We start from the raw sequence: 21,259 nt of genomic DNA, 5'->3' as shown, positions 1-21,259 counted from the left end.
ATAAAACCATCAAAAATGAGACAGTTTAAGTTCGTCATCTTTAGTCTTACACTTTTATTAGTTTCCTGCAAAACAGAAACAAAAAATACAAATTTAGAACTCACTGAAGAAGAGCAACGTTGGCAAAACCATGCTACAAATACTACAATTATAAGAGATGATTTTGGAGTACCACATATTTATGGAAAAACAGATGCAGATGCAGTTTTTGGGTTATTATATGCACAGTGCGAGGATGATTTTAATCGTGTAGAACAAAATTATATCTGGGCAACAGGAAGACTCGCTGAAGTAGAAGGTGAAAAAGCAATTTATAGTGACATTAGAGCTAAATTGTTCATGACTGAGGAAGAGGCAATTACTAATTTTGAAAGAAGCCCTGAATGGTTAAAAGAGTTGTGTATTGCCTTTGCAGATGGTATCAACTACTACCTTAAAACCCATCCAGAGGTTAAACCTAGATTATTAACGAAATTTGAACCTTGGATGCCGATGTATTTTAGTGAAGGATCTATCGGTGGAGATATCGAACGTGTTTCTACTCGCAAAATCAAGGCGATGTATGAAAAGGGTGTAGAAATACCAATTTCAGAAGAAACTGAAATAGCGAAGGAAAAAGAAATGTTAGAACCACAAGGATCTAATGGGATTGCAATTTCTGGAGCACTTACACAATCTGGCAATGCTATGCTTTTAATCAATCCGCATACCTCATTTTATTTTAGAGGAGAAGTACATGTAGTAAGCGAAGAAGGGTTAAACGCTTATGGCGCTGTAACTTGGGGGCAGTTTTTTGTGTATCAAGGATTTAATGAAAAAACTGGTTGGATGCATACTTCTACATATACAGATGTGATCGATGAATTCGTAGAAACAACCAATAAAAAAGATGGCAAACCAGTTTATAAATATGGTAAAGAATGGAAACCTGTAGAACAATATGATATTACACTAAAATATAAAGAAGGAGATTCTTTAGTAGAAAAAGTATTTCCTGCATATCGTACACATCATGGACCTATTACCCATATGAAAGACGGTAAATGGGTAGCTTCTGCATTAATGTGGGAACCTGTAAAAGCATTACAACAATCATATATTAGAACCAAACAAGATGGATATAAAGGTTTTAGAGATATGATGGATATACGAACCAATTCATCTAATAATACTGTCTATGCAGATGCGGAAGGTAATATTGCATATTTCCACGGTAATTTTATCCCGGTTAGAGACACTTCGTTTGATTATACGAAACCTGTGGACGGCAGCAATCCAAAAACAGATTGGAACGGTTTACATACAGTAGATGAAACCATTACACTTCTCAATCCTAAAAATGGTTGGTTACAAAACTGTAATTCTACTCCCTATACAGCTGCTTTAGAGTTTAGTCCTAAAAAACAAGATTATCCAAGGTATATGTCAATCGATCGTGAGAATTTTAGAGGTGTACACGCTATTGAATTATTAAAAAATAAAAAAGACTACACTATCGATAGTCTAATACAACTAGCATATGACCCCTATCTTCCAGCTTTTTCTAAGTTGATTCCTGGTCTGGTAGAAGCCTACGACAAAGTTGACAAAACAAAAGAGTTGGGAAGCTATATTGAAATGTTAAGAAATTGGGATTATAGAACTTCTAAAGAATCTAAAGCAATGACGTTAGCACATTTTTATGGGACTAATTATGCAAAAAACGGAAAAAGACCAGAAGAACGCATTAGCGATATGCAACTCCTTACCTATTTTGGAACAAAATCCCCTTTGGAAGAAAGAATTGCCATATTTAAGGAAACGGTTGCGCAGCTTAAAAATGATTTCGGAGATATATTACCATGGGGCGAAGTAAATCGTTTTCAACGTATTAATGGAGATATTAGACAACCGTTTGATGACAATAAACCAAGTACTGCTGTTGGTTTTGCTTCTGGACGTTGGGGTGCTCTAGCTGCTTACGGAGTTCGTTATACGAATAATACAAAAAAAATATACGGTACTAGAGGTAACAGTTTTGTAGCGGTAGTAGAATTTGGTGACAAAGTAAAAGCAAAAACTAGTCTAGCTGGTGGACAAAGCGGTGATCCTACTTCAGTACATTTCGATGATCAAATACAACCATATGTAGATGTACAGTTTAAAGAAGCTGCTTATTATAAAGAAGATGTATTAAAACGTGCTAAAAAAACCTATCATCCAGGAGAAAAATAAATAAAGTATAGGTTTACATTAACAGATGCAATAAATTATAAAACAGATGTTTATACTGGTTTCAATTGCATTAAAAAGCTAATTACTTTTTGATCAGACATTTCACATGGTTTTAATAATTCTGCTGTTGAAGTGATGTAGTAATTTAGACTTATAAAATCATTTCCTTGTAATTCTTTTGCGTAGATCTTAAAAGATTTTCCATTATTATAGATATCTTTCGTAACACTATATTTCTTCTTCTGATATAAAACTTCTGAATATCCTTCTGGAATTCTGTTAATCGCATTTAATAACATCATCAAACTATGAACTACAGGATAACATAGAACATCCTACTTTATTTCTTGCCCAATCAGGACGTTTAGCAAACCATTTGTCATATTCAGGTTGTTCGCTATAAGGCTTTTTTAGCATTTGATACAACTCTTCTATTAAATCATAATTTCCTTTATCTGCATCATCAATAGCTAGTTGAGCCATATAATTCCGTAAAACGTATTTAGGATTTATAGTATTCATTTTATTTTTTCTATCAAAATCATCCAAAGATTCTAAACTTAACCTTTGATCATATCTCGAAAACCAATCATTCCAACGTTCCAGAATAGTTCCTTCTACTTCTACTATATTATAAAAAGCATCTTTTATAACTTTCATATAATTATTAGCATCACCTTTGGCATAATCACCAATATTTCTAAAGAAAATAGTCATATCCGTTTCTGTTAGCTGTAAAATTTCTTCCAAATCTTTTATCAATAATTCATCTCCCGCTTGTGGATTGTACAATCCTATTTTAGAAGACATCATATCATGGTATACTTTTTTATAAGTGTATTGATAATCATGTAAGATTTCTTCTATGGGTTCTATTTCTTCTATTAAAGGATATATAGCATTTGCCAATTGATAAAGGTTCCAGAGAACAATTTCCGGCTGTGTTCCATATCGGTATCGTTTAAATTGCCTATCGGTAGTATTAGGAGTCCATCCATGATCATACCCCTCTAACCAACCATAAGGACCATAATCGATAGTTAGACCAAGAATTGACATATTATCAGTATTCATCACTCCGTGAACAAAGCCTACTCGTTGCCAATCTATTACCATTTTTAAACTTCTATTACTTACCTCTTTTAAAAATGATACATATCCATCTTTAGTTCCAGCTTCTATTTCAGGAAAAAAGTGTTTTATTGTGTAATCTGTTAACGCTTTTAGGGTAGATTCATCTTTATGAGCTGCCAAAATTTCAAAATTTCCAAAACGAATGAAAGAAGGTGCTACTCTAGATACAATAGCTCCTTTCTCGTAGGCAGCATTCCCATTATACATGATGTCTCTTAACACTTGATCACCAGTTGTTGCTAATGATAATGCTCTGGTAGTGGGAACACCAAGGTGAAACATTGCTTCACTACATAAATACTCTCTTATAGACGAACGCAAAACTGCTAATCCGTCTGCATTTCTAGAATAAGGGGTCTCTCCTGCTCCTTTTAATTGTATTGCCCAACGCTTAGAATTATATTCAATTTCTGCTAGATTAATAGCGCGTCCATCACCCAGCTGACCAGCCCAGTTACCAAATTGATGCCCTCCATAATACATGGAATAGGATCTTGAGTTTTCCAAAATTTCATTACCTGTCATAAGCTTTAAAAACTTCTCAGATTTTATATCTTCCTTAGAAAATCCTAATTCTTTCATCATTTCATCAGAAACGTGTAGAATCTTTGGATTGCTTGTCTTTTTAGGAGTTACATATGAGAAACAGGCATTTCTGACCTGTCTGCGGTAATTTTCCTGAACAGGATCTGCTGGTAGTTCTTCTGAAAACGTATTTTTTATAGTAAACTCCATATAACCAAATAATTAATATAAAAATATAGAAACAAGAATAATTCCAGTAAAAGCAATTGGTACAATAATCATAACATAAACATAGGTAACTAAGATTCCTTTGAAAAATGTAGATATCCGACTACTCTTGTAAAAATTTCTTAGCGCAATCATCAGATATATAATAAACGAAAAGAAAAAGAGTAGTTTTAACCAAACAGGAATTTCGAATATCATATTTCCTAAAATCAGGAAACATAAAGAGGTGAAAATAAAAGTAAAGAAGTAGAAACTAAAGACCATATGATGAGCAAAAGTTCCTTTTTTCCAATAAAATATCTTTAATAAAAACGCGAATAAAGGAAGCATTAAAAACATAGTAATAGGAATCGTGTCGTATAAAGTTTTTAAGATTCCGCCACCTTTTTGCTCATAAAGCTTTAGGATTTGTGTAAAAAACTTCCTTTTAATTAAACTATCTCCTTCATTCAATCCCATATGCGCAAGCTTCTCTTCTAAGGGAGCACCAGACCTGATTAAAGAGTCTAATTTTTTTTGGGAAAAACTAAAAGTTGATTTTGGATTCTTTTGCTCTGCAGTAAGTACAGAATCTATAGCATTAAGATCTTCTTTAGCAATATTGGTAAGTACAGCGTTTTCTTTAAGCGCTTTTTTAGCAATTTCTATACCGATTGAGTCTTTTTTAAAGTCTAAAGAGTCTATCGCTATTTCTCCTCTAAACTCTTTTTGAAACTTTTGAGTTAAATCATTATCGGCTTTTCTAACGGTAAAAGAAAAAATAAAAAAGAAAACTACCGATATGAATAAATAAAATTGTGCCGGATGCAGATAAGAAAGACGCTTCCCATCTACAAATCGCCTGGCTAGAATACCAGGTTTAACCATTAATGGAATAAAACTCTTAAAAAAACGTGCATCTACCGCAAAATAGTTACCGATAGTGTTACTAAATAATACACCAAAAGTTAATTTATCCGCAGATTCCTGACCACAATACGGACAGTAATCGAATGATTCATCAAAGTGTTTTTCACAATTTTTACACTGAGTAGTTTTAGACATGCTCCCCTTTTTTTGATCAGTTATCCAGAATTAAAAATTTCTGAACTTTTCCCTATTTTTTAGCAAACAATCTTTTTTGTGTGAATTAAAGATGTTTAGCTCGATAAGACGAATTTACGAATATAATTCAATTCTAAATCCAGTAAAGTTTCGAGCATAACAAAATTATCAAAATCGTAAACACCCTTCTATGGTACAGTTATTTTGGTACTGCATTAACAATATCATTTAGAATTTCTTGTATTTTTGGCACATCAAAAATTTAAAATTCGCACATCTTTTATGAAAAAGTTATTTTCCGTTTTAGCCATAGCGCTGTTCGTTGTGGCATGTGGAACAAAAAAAACAGCAACTACCAAGAGTACAACTAAAGTTGCTAATGATCCATCTATTTATGCAAAAACCATTACTTCCGAAGATTTAAAAACCGCGCTATATACCTATGCTTCCGATGAATTTCAAGGAAGAGAAACTGGCGAACCTGGACAAAAATTAGCTGTAAATTATCTAAAAGATCAATATATAAAACATGGAGTGCAAGCTGCTAAAAGCGATGGAAATTATTTCCAGGAAGTTCCTTTAGAAGTATCAAGTACTCCAGAGGTGACAATAACAGTAAATGAGAAACCATTTTCGTATAAAGATGATTTCATATCACTTACATCAGGTAAAACAGATAAATTTTCTTTAGATCAGATGGTATATGCAGGATATGGTATAGATGATGAGAAATACTCTAATTATAAAGATATTGACGTAAAAGACAAATTTGTATTGATAAAGTCTGGAGAACCTAAAAATACAGATGGTACTTTTATCGTTACTGGCACGTCAGAAGGATCTAAATGGTCTAATATGAGACAACAATTCGCTGCTAAAAGTGCTGCTGCACAAGAAAAGGGAGCAAAAGCTATTTTATTCTATTTCCCAGAAGTATATCAAATGGCAGTTGCTCAGTTTAGCGGCTCATCTGGTAGAATGTCACTAGTAGGAAATGAAGAAGAACCTTATTTCTTTCTTATCAATACAGATTTAGCCAAAGCTTTTGTTGGTGATATTGAATCTAATGAAAAATCTACTACGTTGAAAACCAATATAACAGTAGATTATAAAAATGTTTCTGAAAAAATAACATCCGAGAATGTAGCAGCTTACATTAAAGGTTCTGAAAAACCAGATGAGTTTATCGTAATCTCAGCTCATTTAGATCATGAAGGTGTAAAAGATGGTAAGGTATATAATGGTGCGGATGATGATGGATCTGGTACTGTAGCTATCGTTGAAATTGCCGAAGCTTTCTCCAAAGCAGTGAAAGATGGTAATGGACCTAAACGCTCTATCGTGTTCTTAAATGTTACTGGTGAGGAAAAAGGTCTTTTGGGTTCTCGCTATTATACGGATATAGATCCTATTTTTCCTTTAGAAAATACAGTTGCCGATCTTAATATAGACATGATAGGAAGAACAGATCCTAAAAGAAAAGAAGGAAAAAGAAATTATATATACTTAATCGGAAGTGATAAATTAAGTACCGAACTTCATACTATATCAGAAGAAGTAAATCAAAAATACACGAATGTAGAATTGGATTATACTTACAACGATGAAAACGATCCAAATCGTTTTTATTACAGATCAGATCATTATAATTTTGCAAAGAACAATATCCCTGTTATATTCTATTTTAATGGAACTCACGATGATTATCATCAGCCAAGTGATACTCCAGATAAAATCGAATATGATTTATTAGAAAACAGAACGCGATTAATATTCTATACTGCTTGGGAACTAGCTAATAGAGAAAATCGTATCATTGTTGACAAAGCAGTAGAAAAGACCAATTAAAATTTACGTTTTAATTTAAAAAAGAGGCTTGATGTTATTCAAGCCTCTTTTTTTATTTTAAGGTTTTTTTTGGCTAAGATGCAATGCAAAAGTAGCCGTAAATCCAAAAGTAAAATTACCGTCTTGTAAATTAAAGTTATTCGGAGTTTGGGTAATAAATACATCTTCTACAGTGCTCCATGCATTGGTCATATGAAATTGTAACATTAAATCACTTAACTCCCAATTAACTCCTAAAGCAAAAGCACCAAAAGTATCCACAGATTGAATAGGATTTGCTACATAATAATATTCCGACACTATAGACACATGCCCTCCCACTTTATATCTTCCTCCAATACCAACAGCAAAATGATTATTTGGATCTTCATAAGATAATGATGATCCTCTATGAATAAACGTTGGAGAAATTTGTGCCGAAAACTGTGGTGTAAACTTACGGGCAATTAACACCTGACTTGTAAAAGCCAAACGATCTTGGAAAGAAGTGTCTTCAAAACCTCCATAAATTGCTGATCTTCCATTAGATTCACTTCGATAAGAAGCATTTTGAAATAATGTGATACTCAAAAAAGACTTTTTAGACTTTTTGCGTTGTCTAATTAGGTTATATTTTAAAAATCCGTCGTAAACATCCTCTAAAGTTGTCCAACCAAAACCAGTAGACAGTCTATCAGAAATACCATATTCTAAAGCAAGTCTTGCACTCCATTTATCAGCTACAAAACTTTGTCCTTGATGATTAGGAACATTCCACCATCTGTTCATCGCCATTATCTGTAAAACTCCCTTTTTTCTATTTTCTATTGAATGGCCTATCGCAATTCTTGTAGATTTAAAGGTTGCTATTTCGTATTGTGGTGTATCTGGATATTCTTTTTCCAAGGTTTCCAGTAAATCCTGAGCTTGTGCCATGTTATTAAAACCAACACATATAATTAATAAGAGAAAAAATATATTATTCTTCATAAGGCTGATATTCAAATCTAAATGTAACAGATATAACTTTGGCTATGTTAGGTCTAAGAATAGGTGGAATTTTAATTTCGAAATCTTTAACGGTTAGTTCAAAATCTCCGGTAATTATAAATTTACCGTCTATCTTTTCTATATTAGTTTTAATCTCCATTTCCTTGGAGATGTTTCTTATCGTGAGAGTACCTTTTACAAACTTGGTTTGAGATCCTTCAATATTCGGATCAAAATCTATAAAATTACCTTTAAAAGTAGCTTTCGGATACAAGTCAGATTCGATATAACTTTCATTAAAATGTTCATGCATCAAAGATTTCTTAAAAACAAAAGCATTCATTAGCATACTAATGGCAATCTCTTGTTTGGATAAATCGATAATACTTAATACTTGATTATTTTTAGCCTCTATATTCTCTACAGAGGTATACGAAAAGAACGAGACTTGTCCCTGACGCGTAATCACTTGCTCAGATATACTGTCTGATGGCACAAAATTGAGCAAGAAAAATAGTTGAATAAGAATTTTATTCATTAGTATTTTGATTAGTAAGCACGCAATTTAATAAAATAACATCTTTAAGGTACCCTTTACAGACTCCTTTAATGGTAATTGTATCACCTTCTTTAAGTTTTTTTAATTTCATTTTGTGGTTTGGTTGTATATCACATATGATACTTGAGCTTTTTGTATTTCCCTCTAATATCAATGTGCTTCTATTATTTAAATAGCTAATTTCTTTGATGCTGCCAGTTACTTCTACTACTTTATTCTTATAATTATCGTTGGCAGTTTGCTCATCTCTACTAAACGATGCAACTAGCGATGTAGAGCTCAAATGTAATTCTGGCTCAGTTGCTACAACATTTATATATTCTCCACCAAAAATCAGATAATACACAGATATACTCAGGAAGCATACGGAAATGAAAAGGAACATTGCTATTTTAATTTTCTTAGTCACTTAGAATATCAAAGTTTATGGACACTGTAGATTTGAAAAACAAAGTAATAGGAAATCATAGAGTATCAAAAGAAAAAGTTTCTGAAAAAGAAAAATAGGAGTTGAAAAGGAAAAAAAAGGCAGTAAGCCAAATATCAATAATTCTTTTATCTAAAACTAACTAGTTATAAAATATTGTATTTTCGTTTTAAATTTGGAGAAATACCCGGCTAAACGATACGATACCCCTAAGCAATAATGAGAAAAGACAGATTATATTTTTTAACTTTTGTTTCTATTGCCGTAATATTCCTAATTATTGCTTCTTTTGGAGTAAAGTATTTTGTAAAAGTAAGCGCTAATCAATTAATAGAAATACAATTAGAATCCAGTAAGCGTGAAGCTGATGAAATTTCTAAACTTACGCATTACCAAATCAATGATGGTATTGAGAGAGAAAAAATAATAAGCAATCTTCAGAAAGTAATTGAAAACACGCATAATGGGACCTCTTTTGTCTGTGTATTTGATTGGTCTGGTAAAGAAGTTTGTAATCCTGATATTACAAAGGTTGGACAAAAAGTAAATTCTGATCAATCTCTCCTAACCTCACTTAACGAAGAAAACAGTTCTGATAAATTATATGATTTACTTTTAGGCGAAAGGAAACAAAATGATAGTATTCCTAATAATGAGCTAGAGACGGAGATTGTTTACATTGCTCCTGTTAAAGATTCTGATCTTATTGTTGCAGCACAAATTAATCTTAATAAAGTAAAAGGACAAGTCCGGAAATTAAAGACTAGTTTTTATACCATATTTATATTAATGGGTGGATTAATTATTCTCTCCTCATTTATTGTAGTTCGCATTATAGGTAGTTACTACGAAAAACAATTGGAACAGAAAAACACTGACTTAGAAAGTGAATTACTCAACCTTTCCAAATTGAATACAGATCTCATTGCATACCAACAAAGGATTGTAGATAAAACTGAGGATGAAGTAGTCGAGCCAAATGACTCTTCTTCCGATTTAGCTAATGACCCTAGTAAAAAAAGAATACTTACCTATATCCGAAACGAATTAGTCCCTGTTTCAATTGATCAAATAGCATATATATATACAGAGAATAGTATAACATATGTAGTTTGTTTTGATGGAAAAAAATCAACTAGTAACGTGAGTCTTGATGATATGCTCACTAGTTTAGATCCTTCGGTATTTTTTAGAGCAAATAGACAATTTATAATTAGCATAAGTGCCATTGCAAAAATTATTAAATACGGAAATAGCCAGCTTAAAATTTTAATTAACAACGCTGATGTCGAAATTATTATTAGTAAAAATAAAGCATCAGAATTTAGACAATGGCTAAATATTTAATAAAGTTTTATTCGTTTTTTAGATTCCAAAATATCTACATACTAACTTTTTGATATTATAGATAAGATGAATTCTAATTTCATTTTAACTCAGATGTGATTCTTGAATTTATTCAAAAATCGTAATTATTTCACCCTCTTTTTTTTCCTTTTTAACCCTTTTTTTTTCCCTCTCATACATTTTATTTTGTTTCTGAGCCCAGTGTTGACGGTTATTTGTGGCATAAATCATAAATAACTTATTACAATGAAAAAATCAATTTATCTATTATTAACATCAATAACAATATTAACTAGCTGTAGTAGCGACGACGTAGAAAACATTATTGATCCTAATCCTCCAACGACTGCTAATGCAGTACAACTTGCAAACGATGCTACCTTTGGAAATATCCTTACAGATTCTGAAGGAATGTCTCTATATTTCTTTTCAAGAGATACAAAAGGACAATCTGAATGTAACGGTGATTGTAAAACTGCATGGCCAATATTTTATCAAGCTGACTTAACACTTGATGAAGGATTAGATGCTGCAGACTTTGGAGTAATTACCAGAGCAGATGGAGAAAGACAAAACACTTACAAAGGTTGGCCGTTATATTATTTTGTAAATGACAATGCTGCGGGAGATACAAATGGAGATAAAGTTGGAAACAACTGGTATATCGCAAAACCAGATTATTCTTTAATGTATGCAGAAGCACAATTGGTAGGAAGAGACGCCGATGGAAACGATCAAAACTTCACTAGTGATTATACTGAAGGAGATGGACTTACATTTTACATCACCAACAGTACAGGAAGAACAATCTATGCTTTTGTAAATGATACTAAAGACACGAACAATTACACAGCAGATGATTTCTCTAATGATCCAATCTGGCCAATCATAAGCCTAGATATTAATAACATACCAAGTATCCTAGATCGTAACGACTTTGGAACTATAGATGTATTCGGAAGAACTCAAGTAACCTACAAAGGAAGACCTCTGTATTATTTTGGTCAAGATGTAGAAAGAGGAGATAATTACGGAATCAGTGTTCCTACGCCTGGAATCTGGCCAATAGTTAATACCGATACAACAGCATTATAACATTTTAGTTTGATTCATTTTTATAATCATTAAGTAGTTAGTTGGTCATAAGAGGAAGACGGTACTTTACTTATGAAGTTAAGCTTCCTCTTATTCTAAATTCACAAAAAACAATGAAATCATTTTCCAAAATCAAATTAATATGTCTTCTATCTGTGAGTATATTTTACTCTTGCGAAACAAATGTTGAAGAAGAAACTGTAGCAATTGAAGTCTGCGATGATGAAATCTCTTTTTCATCTGATATAAAACCAATCATTGATAACAATTGTATACGATGTCATGGAGGTAGCGGTAACCAGGCGCCAGATTTAACAACTTTTGAAAATATTAGTAATAATGCAAACAGAGTACGAAGAGAAGTTGTAAACAGAACGATGCCTTTAGGAGGTAGTTTAAGTAACAACGAAATTGAGCTTATACGTTGCTGGATAGACAATGGAGCTTTAAACAACTAAATCGTTCAATATGACTAAAAAGACAAAAAAACTCTTAATACTCTATTTTTTCGCAGCGATACTGGTAGTTTCTATCATTACTGTAAAAATATACAACAAACCATTTATAAATATTGCTGAATCCAAACCTAGTTTGTCATTAGCTTCAGAAGTGCTACTGTCGGACTTTATCAATGATGAAAGTACTGCTAACACAAAGTATTTAGAAGAACTAATACAAGTTAATGGAACTATTACAGCAATAGAGGAAGGAAAAGATGGTAATGATATTATAACACTAGGCAATGAAAATACTATAGGTAGTATCATTTGTCATCTTTCAAAAAATGAAAAAAACTTAAAAACAGGTCAAGAAATAAGCATTAAAGGCATCTGTACAGGATATTTAATGGATGTCATACTCGTAAAATGTGTAATCGTACCATAAACAACACTAACAAAATGAAAACCATACTTATAATATGCACCTTCCTATTATCATCTATTACTGTGGTAGGACAAGGTAAATTCTTAACCAAACAAGGCTATACATCCTTTTATTCTTCCACTCCAATAGAAGATATAAAAGCAGATAATAATCAAGTGCTAAGTATTATAGACACCTCTTCAGGCACTATAGCTATAGCCATTTTAATGAAATCTTTTTCATTTGAAAAAGCCTTGATGCAAGAACATTTTAATGAAAATTATGTAGAATCAGATCGTTATCCAAAGGCTACTTTCAAAGGAAAAATCTTAGACTTCGAAACCTTAACAAACAAAGAAAGCAAAGTTACTATTGTAGGTGACCTAACGATTCATGGTGTAACTAAGAAGATGGAAATACAAGGCAATATTAATTCTACAGAAGAAGATATCTCACTAAATGGAGATTTTGAAATCGAAGTAGCAGACTTTGGAATTAAAATACCTTCTGTAGTAGCCAATAATATTGCTAAAACTATAAAGGTAACGTATGAATTTGATCACAAACCTTATCAAAAGTAACATGAAAAAATTGACAGTTATTGTCTTTTTACTGGCCATTAATATCGGAGCATCTGCTCAAGATCTAATGGATATTTTAGAAGAAGAGACTACAGAAACAAAAAACTATACTACCGCTACATTTAAAGGAACCAGAATTTTAAATGGTCATTCGGTAGAGAATAGAAAAAAAGGAACTCTAGAGTTTTTGATATCTCATCGATTTGGAAGAGTTAATCTTGGAGCCGATGAATTATATGGACTAGATCAATCTAATATTCGATTTGCATTTGAATATGGATTAACTGATAATGTAATGCTAGGTGTTGGAAGAAGTAGTTTTGATAAAACGTATGATGGATTTATAAAATATAAGTTTTTAAAACAAAGTACTGGTAAAAAGTCTTTTCCTTTCACAGCTACTATATTTTCTAGTATTGCTTACAGAACATTAAAAGATTTTGACCCTGAAGATGAACCTACTTTTAGCCAAAAATTATCTTATGTTTCTCAAATATTAATAGCACGAAAGTTTAGTCCTTCTTTTTCATTACAAATAACGCCTACTTATGTACATAGAAACTCAGTAGCGATTAATGACGATCCACACGGAATTTTTGCAGTAGGGATAGGCAGTAGGGTTAAGATAACTAAAAGAATTTCTATAAACGGAGAATATTATTATACAGCGAATCCTCTACAGTCTATAGACGCATCTAATTCTTTAGCATTTGGTGTGGATATCGAAACAGGTGGACATGTTTTCCAGATTATTCTTTCTAATTCTATAACGATGATAGAAAAAAGCTTTATTACGGAATCCACGGATAATTTTTTCGAAGGTGATATACATTTAGGATTCAATATATCCAGAGCGTTCCAAGTGGGCAATAAGAAAAAGAAAAAACTTAAGCAGATAAAAAACTCTGGTATTTAACAGCTTCTAATAAAACTATGAGATCTATGTCATTACAAACTAAAATTTTTAAAAAAGAGTACAAAGTAAAAGGAGAAGATGTTGACGATTTTATGGTAATGGAAACCTCTGCTTATCAAAAATATGTTGCATCAATATTTAAAACTTTCCTTTTTGAAAATGGTCTTAAAAACAAAACCTCAAAAAAAATAGATTATACACCAGTGACATCATTAAACTCATTAGTTTTAATTAAGCCACTAATGTTTTTACAAGAGTTTTGTATCAACCTAGAGCTTATTTGTTCCGATAAAAACTTGAAAAAAATAGAAATTAAAAGTCGATTTTTTAATTCGAATAATGAATTATGTGTTATGGCAAATACACATTTTCTTGATTTTGATAATGCAATGATGAACAAAAATAAGATTATCAATGTCAGTTATTAATCAATTTTCAACAGAACTAATTACTATAGAAACAGGGGATAAAATTGCTATGATAAATGGTTTATGTTAGATAATTGGTTGTTTATGAAGGCTGGATTTTTATGAAATTCAGCCTTTTTTTGGTTCTAGAATAAAAACAAATCCCCAGTAACTCTCCAGTTACCGGGAATTTGAACACAATCTATCTATAGATACAAAAAACAACCATGTGGTACGTTTCTAAAGTTCAGGGGTAGTTTCTATTTTAAAAATATTTTTCAGATTTTAAGGTATGAATATCTGCGATAAGTTGCTTAATTGAAGTCTTATTCAATCCATTATAAATACCTCTTATATGTTTGTTTTTATCTACTAATACAAAATTCTCTGTATGCAGAAAATCATCATTTGCTTTGGTTTCTCCTAAATCTTCTTCTACAAAATAATAGTTCCTACCTAGATTATAAATATCATCTCTTTTACCTGTTACCAGATGCCATTTATCATTCATCACACCTTTGGCATCTGCATAATCTTTAAGAACATTTATAGAATCTCTTTCAGGTGTTACCGAATGTGATAACAACAAAACTTCTTCATCATTTTCGAATTCTTTTTGTAATACTAACATGTTGGTAGTCATTTTAGGACAAATTCCTGGACAACTGGTAAAGAAAAAATCAGTAACATAAATCTTATCCTTAAATGTTTCATCAGTTACTTTTTCACCTAGTTGATTCACTAAAGAAAAGTTAGGTATCTTATGAAAATCTTCTAATTCTTTAGCATTTGGTGTTAACCAATTTGGCGTAAAACTAGCATCTTGATAATAGGGCAACACCTCTACTCTACTAGACTTCCATTCTTCTTGTTTACAGCTTACACAAAAGCAACAGATAATGAATACGTAAAACCTATTTTTTATATTGAATAATTTCATCCTCCAATTCATAACATAAATTCGCTCGTTTTAAGCCAAAGATTCTTCCATTTTTAGCTTCATAATTATTGTAGACTTTTCCATTTTCGCGCCAAGCTTTTTGCAGCCCTTTTTCTTTACCATTTATAATATTCAGTTCTTTAAATTTGTTTCCACTTTTATACCATTGTTTTTGAAGTCCATCTACAATACCATTATTAAATCTGGATTCGGAACGTAAATTCCCGTTACTCCACCATGATTTAACTATACCATCTTTTTTACCTTCGACATAATTTGCTTCAAAACTTAATGTTCCATTTTCAAACCATTTTCGATATATCCCATGCTTTTTCCCATTTTTATATGTTGCCATTTCTGCTTTATTATTAGCTGTATAATAGGATTCTGAAATACCGTTAAAAGGTTCATTTTTATAATATACTAACCCAAGATTCTTTTTCATGTTTAGGTGGTCCTTGGATACCACGTTAAACACAGGAATGTCTTCAGATACTATTTTAAAGTCTTCCTTGGTATCATAACAAGAACCCATAACAACTATCACCAGAAAGAACGAAAGCAACTTCATTACTGAATGTTATTAGGTGTTCCTTGATAATCTCCTGGAAAAAGAATATAAAACTCGTTAAGATATACTTCGTTCTGGATGTGATAATGATATTCTTCTGTATCCGAATATAGCGTTGCACCTGTATGTCCACCAGATTCATCTAAATCCAAAGGATATTCTCCAGAAGGCTCTTTTCTACCATATAAAAAGAAACCATCTGCCATAATACCTATCAACTTATCATCGTCGTTAGACCATGCCTTTGGTTCTAAATGATAATGATAGCTTTGTGGTCCCGTATGAGCAGCAGTATAATCTAAAGATCCAACGGCATTATCCAGAGGAATGTTAGGTCCTTCTTCGTCATTATAAATTACTGCACCACTTACTGCGATACCAATAGCTCCTAATCCTGTAGCTGTGGAACTTGTGGCTAGCTCTGGTGATGATGGAACAGTTAATGAGTAAGAACCATTAAAATCATCAATATTTCCTGGTGCCATTTGTTCAAACGAAGTAACCGTAGGAGCTATAAATAAAGGATGATCCTCGGCGGCGGCAGGAGTTTCTATTACTTCTCCATTAGGTCCCATAAGACTTCTTGCTGTCGTGTTAGACCAATAAGGAGACGTATGATTTGGTCTTCCATTGGTTTCTATAATTACATTAGAACCACTCAACATAACCGTTACATTATCGGTATCAAACGCTGCGAAAGCATCATGAAGTTCTGCTACCATCCCATCATCATCTGTTGTGGACGTATTATTATCATCTCCGCTACAAGCAATAATTCCAATAGAAATAAGAATAATCACCAATAAAGAGACTCTGGCGAATCCATTTTTAAATATACTCTTCATTTTTCTGGTTTTTAGTTAATAAATTATTGACTGAATTATCGATTATCTCTAGGAGGTCCTTTTCTTTCAGGTTTTGGAGCTTTCTCTAATTCCTCTTTGGTAATAAACCCATCTTGGTCAAGATCTATTTTTGCAAAATCTCTTTTTAATGGTCCTTTTATCTCATCTTTAGCTAATTTACCATCTTCATTAGCATCCATTTTTTTGAAAATTTCTTCTACGGAAGGACGTTCTTTTTGTCTTTTATTATCATTGGATTGTGCATTTGAATGACAAGAAGTAAAAACAAAAATACCGGTCATTATAAGTCCTAAATTAAACAAGTTACTTTTCATATTTTTTCTGTTTTAGTTTCTTGTATAGACTTTAAATTTCGCCAAAAGTATAATGCGAAAGCAGTGTTTTCTGTGAATCTAATCATATACTCAGCGAATACCCTATTTAATTCTATAAACAGTATACTACAGAAGCTTTAGAATATATTACTTTAGAAAATAAATATTTTATTTTCACTTAATTTGTAATATGACAAGATCTATACGATTCTTATGCCAAGCAGGACTCTGGGCTACAGTTTGGATTTTTTTATCGATTTTACAGAAAAGAAATGACAGATTTCTTCTTGAGAATACGGTAGTCTTTGGTTTCCAAGTTGCACTAATAGGATTATTAATTTTTTATATCGCAAAACATTTCTTGTTTAAAAGAAAGTACATCCTCTTCACGATCATATCCATAATCCTAATATCAGTTTCTGCAATTATATCATCATCCATATTCTCTGGACCAAAAAGTCATACGCCATTACGAAGATTCGAAACTCCAAATGATAATCGCAAACCCCCAATTAGAAGAAATAGACCTGTGAATCCACCAAAAAGAGTAAATCCTCCATCGATATTTATGGTTCATTTTTCGAGTTTAATGATTGCATATTTAATAGCTACCTTTCTAGAAACTTTTTTGTTTGCACAACGAAAAGAAGAGGAAATGATCATAAGCAAAAATGAAAATTTGCAAACTGAACTTAAACTATTAAAATCACAGATCAACCCACATTTTTTATTTAATTCTCTTAATAACATATATGCTTTATCCGTAATTGATTCCGATAAAACACAACAGAGTATCAGTTATTTATCAGAAATGCTTCGTTATGTATTATATGAATGTGACCGTCCTTTTGTAATTATCAAAAAAGAACTAGCATATATTGAAAATTATATTCAATTGTTTTCTTTAAAAAGCAGTAAACCTTATAATATTAATACAGAATTCGAGGTCTCTGATCCTTCAATATTGATTGCTCCTATGCTGTTTATTCCGTTTATAGAAAATGCATTTAAACATAGTAATATTGAGAAACCTGAAAGTTCTTTTATGGATATTTATTTATATTCCTCTGCAGAAGTAGTAGTTTTTAAAGTTGAAAATAGTATTCCTAAAGACACCATGATAAAAGATAAAATTGGAGGAATTGGATTAGAAAATGTGAAGAAAAGATTAAATATACTGTATGCAGAAAAACATACATTACATATTGATACTAAAGATCAAATATTTAAAGTAGAATTACGTATAAATTTACCAAATCATGCTTAAATGTATTATAATCGATGACGAAGAATTAGCAAGAACTCTTTTAAAAACATATATAGATCGTTTGGATTATGTAGAGATTGTAGCTTCTTTGGAAAATCCATTGGATGCCATACCAATTTTAAAAAGTCAAACCATTGATATCTTGTTTTTAGATATACAAATGCCTGATTTGAAAGGTACTGATTTAGCTAAAATGATTTCTTCTAACACCCAGATTATATTTACCACTGCGTATTCAGAATATGCTTTAGAAGGTTTTGAATTAAATGCGCTAGATTATTTACTAAAACCTATTACTTTCAATAGATTTCTTACAGCAATCAATAAAGTTAAAAAAGAAAGCCATTCACAAGAAACAGACGCCACCATTACTATAAAATCAGGATATGATTTGCACAAAATAAAATATAAGGACATTTTATTTATAGAAAGTGATAGTGAATATGTAATATATCATATAGATAACAAAAAGATAATGAGCCATCAAACATTAAAATCATTAGAAGAAAAATTACCTCACTTTTTTATGAGAGTTCATCGTTCTTTTATTATTAACAAAAATTATGTGAGTGCTCTAAAAGGAAAAGATCTTTTAATACATAATACTAAAATACCTGTAAGTTCTACATACTATGAATCTGTAAAAGAAACCTTATTCAGTTAGTAATTTGTTTATGTTTAATGACACGAAATAGTTAAAGCTTTTTGATTCGAATATATCATCCCATAATAGTATTGGGATATCTTTAACGCTTCACACACTTGATTTTTAGTACTTTTAAAGCAATGTACGGTAAACACACAAATCACTTCTCATGAAAACACTCATCACTTTTATCATCTCATTACTATTTTCTTTTTTTCTTCAAAAAGCACAAGCGAACACATATTTGAAAGCAAATTTTAAGACAGGAAATCCGGAAATTTCTTCAATTCACAAAATGACTTTTGGTCCAGAAGGTATATTATTTATTGGTGATAGTGATGCAGCACAAATTATAGCTGTAGATCTTAGTGAACATCCTAAATTAGATAATTCTAAAGTTAAATTAGATAATATAGACAAGCTTATAGCCGACATGATGGGGACAACGATAGATCAGGTACAAATCACGGATATGGTTGTTAATCCGAACAACAATAATATATACTTATCTATTAATCATAGTTCAGGTATTCCAATATTATTAAGAGTTGAAGAAAATGTATTGAAGCAAGTACCGTTAGATAATGTATCGTTTAGTAAGGTGTCACTGACAAACCCAATAGATAAAGAAGCTAAAGATAGACGTGGTCGTAGTTTAAGAAAATGGGCGATTGCAGATATTAAATATACGGACGGGAAACTACTGTTATCTGGTCTAAGTAACCAAGAATTTGCCTCCACTTTTAGTGCTATTGATTTTCCTTTTAATGAAAAACAAGAATCTAGCTCTTTAGAAATTTATCATGCTGCTCATGGTAAATATGAAACTCATGCGCCTATTAAAACATTTATTCCAACAACTGTTAACGGAACTTCACAGATTGTAGCTAGTTATACTTGTACTCCTTTAGTTGTATTTCCGATAGACAAAATAAAACAAGGTAAGCATCATAAAGGGAAAACTGTGGCAGAATTAGGAAGTGGAAATTCTCCAGTAGATATGATAGAAATTGCTAGCGAAGGAAATCGTTATTTGCTAATAGCTAATACCAATAGACCTCTTATGAAAATGGATTTTAAAGATTTAGAATCGTTTCAGGGAGAATTAACTAAACCTGTAGTAAAAAAAGGAGCCGCCGAAGGTGTTGACTATGTAAACTTACCGTATGTAAATGTTCAACAACTGGATAAAATGGGTGATAATGGTTTCATTATTGTTCAACGTGAATCCAATGGAAACCTTGCTTTAAAAACAGGGAATAGTTGGTGGGTAAAATAACTTAGTTTCTTATTGCTATTAGTACACTTATTAGTTTAGGCTTTGAAGTACACTTTTATTTTTTTACTCATCTTATCATCTGATCTTTTAAGTCAGAAAAAATATGATTTCATTTTTACCAAAGATAAAATCACAATACTTAATCATGATGATTCTTTAGAAAAGAAGATATTCTTATATAATGGAGAAATAGAAGAAGATTTGATCACTAGTACTACTCCAATCCTTGGCAAGACTTTTTTTGAAGAAGATTCATTACATTTTACTCCTGTAGTACCGCTAGGATGGGATCGGATTTACACCTTGGTTTACAACCATTCTATTACTTATTTCAAAATACCTATACCAAAAAACTACAACAAATTATCTGTAGTAGAGATATATCCAACATCTTCCAAACTACCGTCGAATATTTTAAAATGGTACATTAAGTTTTCAAACCCAATAAATAGAAATAACGTATATGATTATTTTCATTTTATAAACGCTAAAGGAGACACCCTATCTAGAGCTATATTACCACTAGAAAATATATTAATTAATAGGGATAAAACTCTGGTAACGTTATGGATCGAACCGGGAAGACAAAAACGAAAACTGATACCTAACCAATTATTAGGCTCAGTCTTTACACCTGGAGAAAATTATAGGATAATAATTTCAAAAAATATAAAAGATAGTAATGGTATATCGATGCAAAAGGATTATATAAAAAGTTTTTCTATCATAGATGCCGATCGTTCTAAACCAAACATATCGCAATGGCATATAGAACATCCAAAAAAAGAATCACTATCTCCCCTAATTATTAAATGCTATGAGCCCTTAGATTATGGAAGTCTTATAGACAATATTAACATTAGTTATAAAAACCAGATAATCAGAGGTACATGGGAGTTATCAAATAATGAAAGGATAATTCAGTTCCTACCTAAAAAGAAATGGAAATTAGGAAACTACCAAATAAACTTCAATCAAACTATAGAAGATCTGGCAGGTAATAATCTTTCTCGTCTCTTTGATAATGAGATTGATAATACTGAAGATGTCAACGCTACAAATCAAGAATACATCTTAGAATTCTCAATATATTAGTAAATAATCCTCGGGGCAAGCCCCGAGGCATTAGATTAGAATAGATCTAACTGATCTGTTTTATGTAACACTTCATATTCTTTTTCCTTGCCTTGATTTTTTACATATTGAGCAATGATTTTC

At 31.5% G+C, this 21,259-nt stretch carries 23 protein-coding genes; 13 read left to right on the top strand and 10 right to left on the bottom strand.

The features are described 5' to 3' along the window. Positions 1-15: 15 nt before the first annotated feature. The gene (locus ACWNT5_RS17505; protein WP_456518082.1) at positions 16-2,214 is read left to right on the top strand and encodes an acylase; all 2,199 of its coding nucleotides are present in this window, start codon (positions 16-18) and stop codon (positions 2,212-2,214) included. Positions 2,215-2,264: 50 nt separating this feature from the next. Here ACWNT5_RS17505 and ACWNT5_RS17500 read toward each other — a convergent pair whose 3' ends face one another. The 3 genes from ACWNT5_RS17500 to ACWNT5_RS17490 are packed head-to-tail and all read right to left on the bottom strand — an operon-like array spanning position 2,265 to position 5,145. After that, positions 2,265-2,516, bottom strand: coding sequence for a peptide methionine sulfoxide reductase (locus ACWNT5_RS17500; RefSeq protein ID WP_456518081.1), 252 nt, complete (start codon positions 2,514-2,516; stop codon positions 2,265-2,267). 4 nt (positions 2,517-2,520) lie between these two features. Further along, a complete protein-coding gene (locus ACWNT5_RS17495) occupies positions 2,521-4,083 on the bottom strand; it encodes a protein adenylyltransferase SelO (RefSeq protein ID WP_456518080.1) in 1,563 nt (520 codons plus the stop codon). Between the two features lie 12 nt (positions 4,084-4,095). Then, positions 4,096-5,145: a DUF3667 domain-containing protein gene (locus tag ACWNT5_RS17490; RefSeq protein ID WP_456518079.1), complete on the bottom strand. Its 1,050-nt coding sequence runs from the start codon at positions 5,143-5,145 to the stop codon at positions 4,096-4,098. Positions 5,146-5,427: 282 nt separating this feature from the next. On the opposite strand from ACWNT5_RS17490, the gene ACWNT5_RS17485 reads away from it, so the two are divergent. Then, positions 5,428-6,993: a M28 family peptidase gene (locus ACWNT5_RS17485; RefSeq protein ID WP_456518078.1), complete on the top strand. Its 1,566-nt coding sequence runs from the start codon at positions 5,428-5,430 to the stop codon at positions 6,991-6,993. Positions 6,994-7,050: 57 nt separating this feature from the next. Here ACWNT5_RS17485 and ACWNT5_RS17480 read toward each other — a convergent pair whose 3' ends face one another. The 3 genes from ACWNT5_RS17480 to ACWNT5_RS17470 are packed head-to-tail and all read right to left on the bottom strand — an operon-like array spanning position 7,051 to position 8,930. Further along, on the bottom strand, positions 7,051-7,962 hold the full coding sequence (locus ACWNT5_RS17480; protein WP_456518077.1) for a DUF5777 family beta-barrel protein: 912 nt from the start codon (positions 7,960-7,962) through the stop codon (positions 7,051-7,053). Continuing rightward, positions 7,952-8,500: a YceI family protein gene (locus ACWNT5_RS17475; protein ID WP_299601555.1), complete on the bottom strand. Its 549-nt coding sequence runs from the start codon at positions 8,498-8,500 to the stop codon at positions 7,952-7,954. The genes ACWNT5_RS17480 and ACWNT5_RS17475 overlap by 11 nt, the downstream gene beginning before the upstream one ends. Beyond that, a complete protein-coding gene (locus tag ACWNT5_RS17470; protein WP_456518076.1) occupies positions 8,493-8,930 on the bottom strand; it encodes an OB-fold protein in 438 nt (145 codons plus the stop codon). Before ACWNT5_RS17470 ends, ACWNT5_RS17475 begins: the two co-directional genes overlap by 8 nt. Before the next feature lie 237 nt (positions 8,931-9,167). Here ACWNT5_RS17470 and ACWNT5_RS17465 point away from each other — a divergent pair, with 237 nt between their 5' ends. From ACWNT5_RS17465 to ACWNT5_RS17435, 7 genes are all read left to right on the top strand, one after another. Continuing rightward, positions 9,168-10,295, top strand: a complete 1,128-nt coding sequence (locus ACWNT5_RS17465; RefSeq protein WP_456518075.1) for a LytTR family transcriptional regulator DNA-binding domain-containing protein — start codon at positions 9,168-9,170, stop codon at positions 10,293-10,295. Positions 10,296-10,541: 246 nt separating this feature from the next. Then, positions 10,542-11,390 (top strand): COG4315 family predicted lipoprotein, encoded by an 849-nt coding sequence (locus ACWNT5_RS17460; RefSeq protein ID WP_456518074.1) that lies wholly within the window; start codon positions 10,542-10,544, stop codon positions 11,388-11,390. A 155-nt stretch (positions 11,391-11,545) separates the two neighbouring features. Further along, positions 11,546-11,848: a c-type cytochrome gene (locus ACWNT5_RS17455; protein ID WP_456518073.1), complete on the top strand. Its 303-nt coding sequence runs from the start codon at positions 11,546-11,548 to the stop codon at positions 11,846-11,848. Positions 11,849-11,858: 10 nt separating this feature from the next. Further along, the gene (locus ACWNT5_RS17450) at positions 11,859-12,275 is read left to right on the top strand and encodes an OB-fold protein (RefSeq protein ID WP_456518072.1); all 417 of its coding nucleotides are present in this window, start codon (positions 11,859-11,861) and stop codon (positions 12,273-12,275) included. A gap of 14 nt (positions 12,276-12,289) precedes the next feature. Then, entirely contained in the window at positions 12,290-12,835 is a 546-nt protein-coding gene (locus ACWNT5_RS17445; protein ID WP_456518071.1) for a YceI family protein, read from the top strand. Position 12,836: 1 nt separating this feature from the next. Then, positions 12,837-13,751, top strand: coding sequence for a DUF5777 family beta-barrel protein (locus tag ACWNT5_RS17440; RefSeq protein WP_456518070.1), 915 nt, complete (start codon positions 12,837-12,839; stop codon positions 13,749-13,751). A 26-nt stretch (positions 13,752-13,777) separates the two neighbouring features. After that, complete coding sequence (locus ACWNT5_RS17435; protein ID WP_456518069.1) at positions 13,778-14,179, top strand: hypothetical protein; 402 nt, start codon at positions 13,778-13,780, stop codon at positions 14,177-14,179. 244 nt (positions 14,180-14,423) lie between these two features. On the opposite strand, the gene ACWNT5_RS17430 is transcribed toward ACWNT5_RS17435, so the two are convergent. The 4 genes from ACWNT5_RS17430 to ACWNT5_RS17415 are packed head-to-tail and all read right to left on the bottom strand — an operon-like array spanning position 14,424 to position 16,849. Next, positions 14,424-15,098: an SCO family protein gene (locus ACWNT5_RS17430; RefSeq protein ID WP_456518068.1), complete on the bottom strand. Its 675-nt coding sequence runs from the start codon at positions 15,096-15,098 to the stop codon at positions 14,424-14,426. Further along, on the bottom strand, positions 15,073-15,669 hold the full coding sequence (locus ACWNT5_RS17425; protein ID WP_456518067.1) for a toxin-antitoxin system YwqK family antitoxin: 597 nt from the start codon (positions 15,667-15,669) through the stop codon (positions 15,073-15,075). The genes ACWNT5_RS17430 and ACWNT5_RS17425 overlap by 26 nt, the downstream gene beginning before the upstream one ends. After that, positions 15,669-16,514, bottom strand: coding sequence for a YHYH protein (locus ACWNT5_RS17420; RefSeq protein WP_456518066.1), 846 nt, complete (start codon positions 16,512-16,514; stop codon positions 15,669-15,671). The genes ACWNT5_RS17425 and ACWNT5_RS17420 overlap by 1 nt, the downstream gene beginning before the upstream one ends. Positions 16,515-16,549: 35 nt before the next feature. Further along, positions 16,550-16,849 (bottom strand): EF-hand domain-containing protein, encoded by a 300-nt coding sequence (locus ACWNT5_RS17415; RefSeq protein WP_456518065.1) that lies wholly within the window; start codon positions 16,847-16,849, stop codon positions 16,550-16,552. 190 nt (positions 16,850-17,039) lie between these two features. On the opposite strand from ACWNT5_RS17415, the gene ACWNT5_RS17410 reads away from it, so the two are divergent. The 4 genes from ACWNT5_RS17410 (at position 17,040) to ACWNT5_RS17395 (ending at position 21,136) form a co-directional block, all read left to right on the top strand. Then, entirely contained in the window at positions 17,040-18,116 is a 1,077-nt protein-coding gene (locus ACWNT5_RS17410; protein ID WP_456518064.1) for a sensor histidine kinase, read from the top strand. After that, positions 18,109-18,780 carry a LytR/AlgR family response regulator transcription factor gene (locus ACWNT5_RS17405; protein WP_299601590.1) on the top strand — a complete coding sequence of 224 codons (672 nt, stop codon included), beginning with the start codon at positions 18,109-18,111 and terminating at the stop codon, positions 18,778-18,780. The genes ACWNT5_RS17410 and ACWNT5_RS17405 overlap by 8 nt, the downstream gene beginning before the upstream one ends. A 151-nt stretch (positions 18,781-18,931) precedes the next feature. Next, complete coding sequence (locus ACWNT5_RS17400; RefSeq protein ID WP_456518063.1) at positions 18,932-20,041, top strand: hypothetical protein; 1,110 nt, start codon at positions 18,932-18,934, stop codon at positions 20,039-20,041. A gap of 42 nt (positions 20,042-20,083) precedes the next feature. Beyond that, a complete protein-coding gene (locus ACWNT5_RS17395; RefSeq protein ID WP_456518062.1) occupies positions 20,084-21,136 on the top strand; it encodes a hypothetical protein in 1,053 nt (350 codons plus the stop codon). Positions 21,137-21,259 lie beyond the last annotated feature (123 nt).

This window comes from Aquimarina sp. 433 (assembly GCF_054054605.1).
Note: the sequence above shows the minus strand (reverse complement) of the source record. Positions and strands in the feature narration are given on the sequence as shown.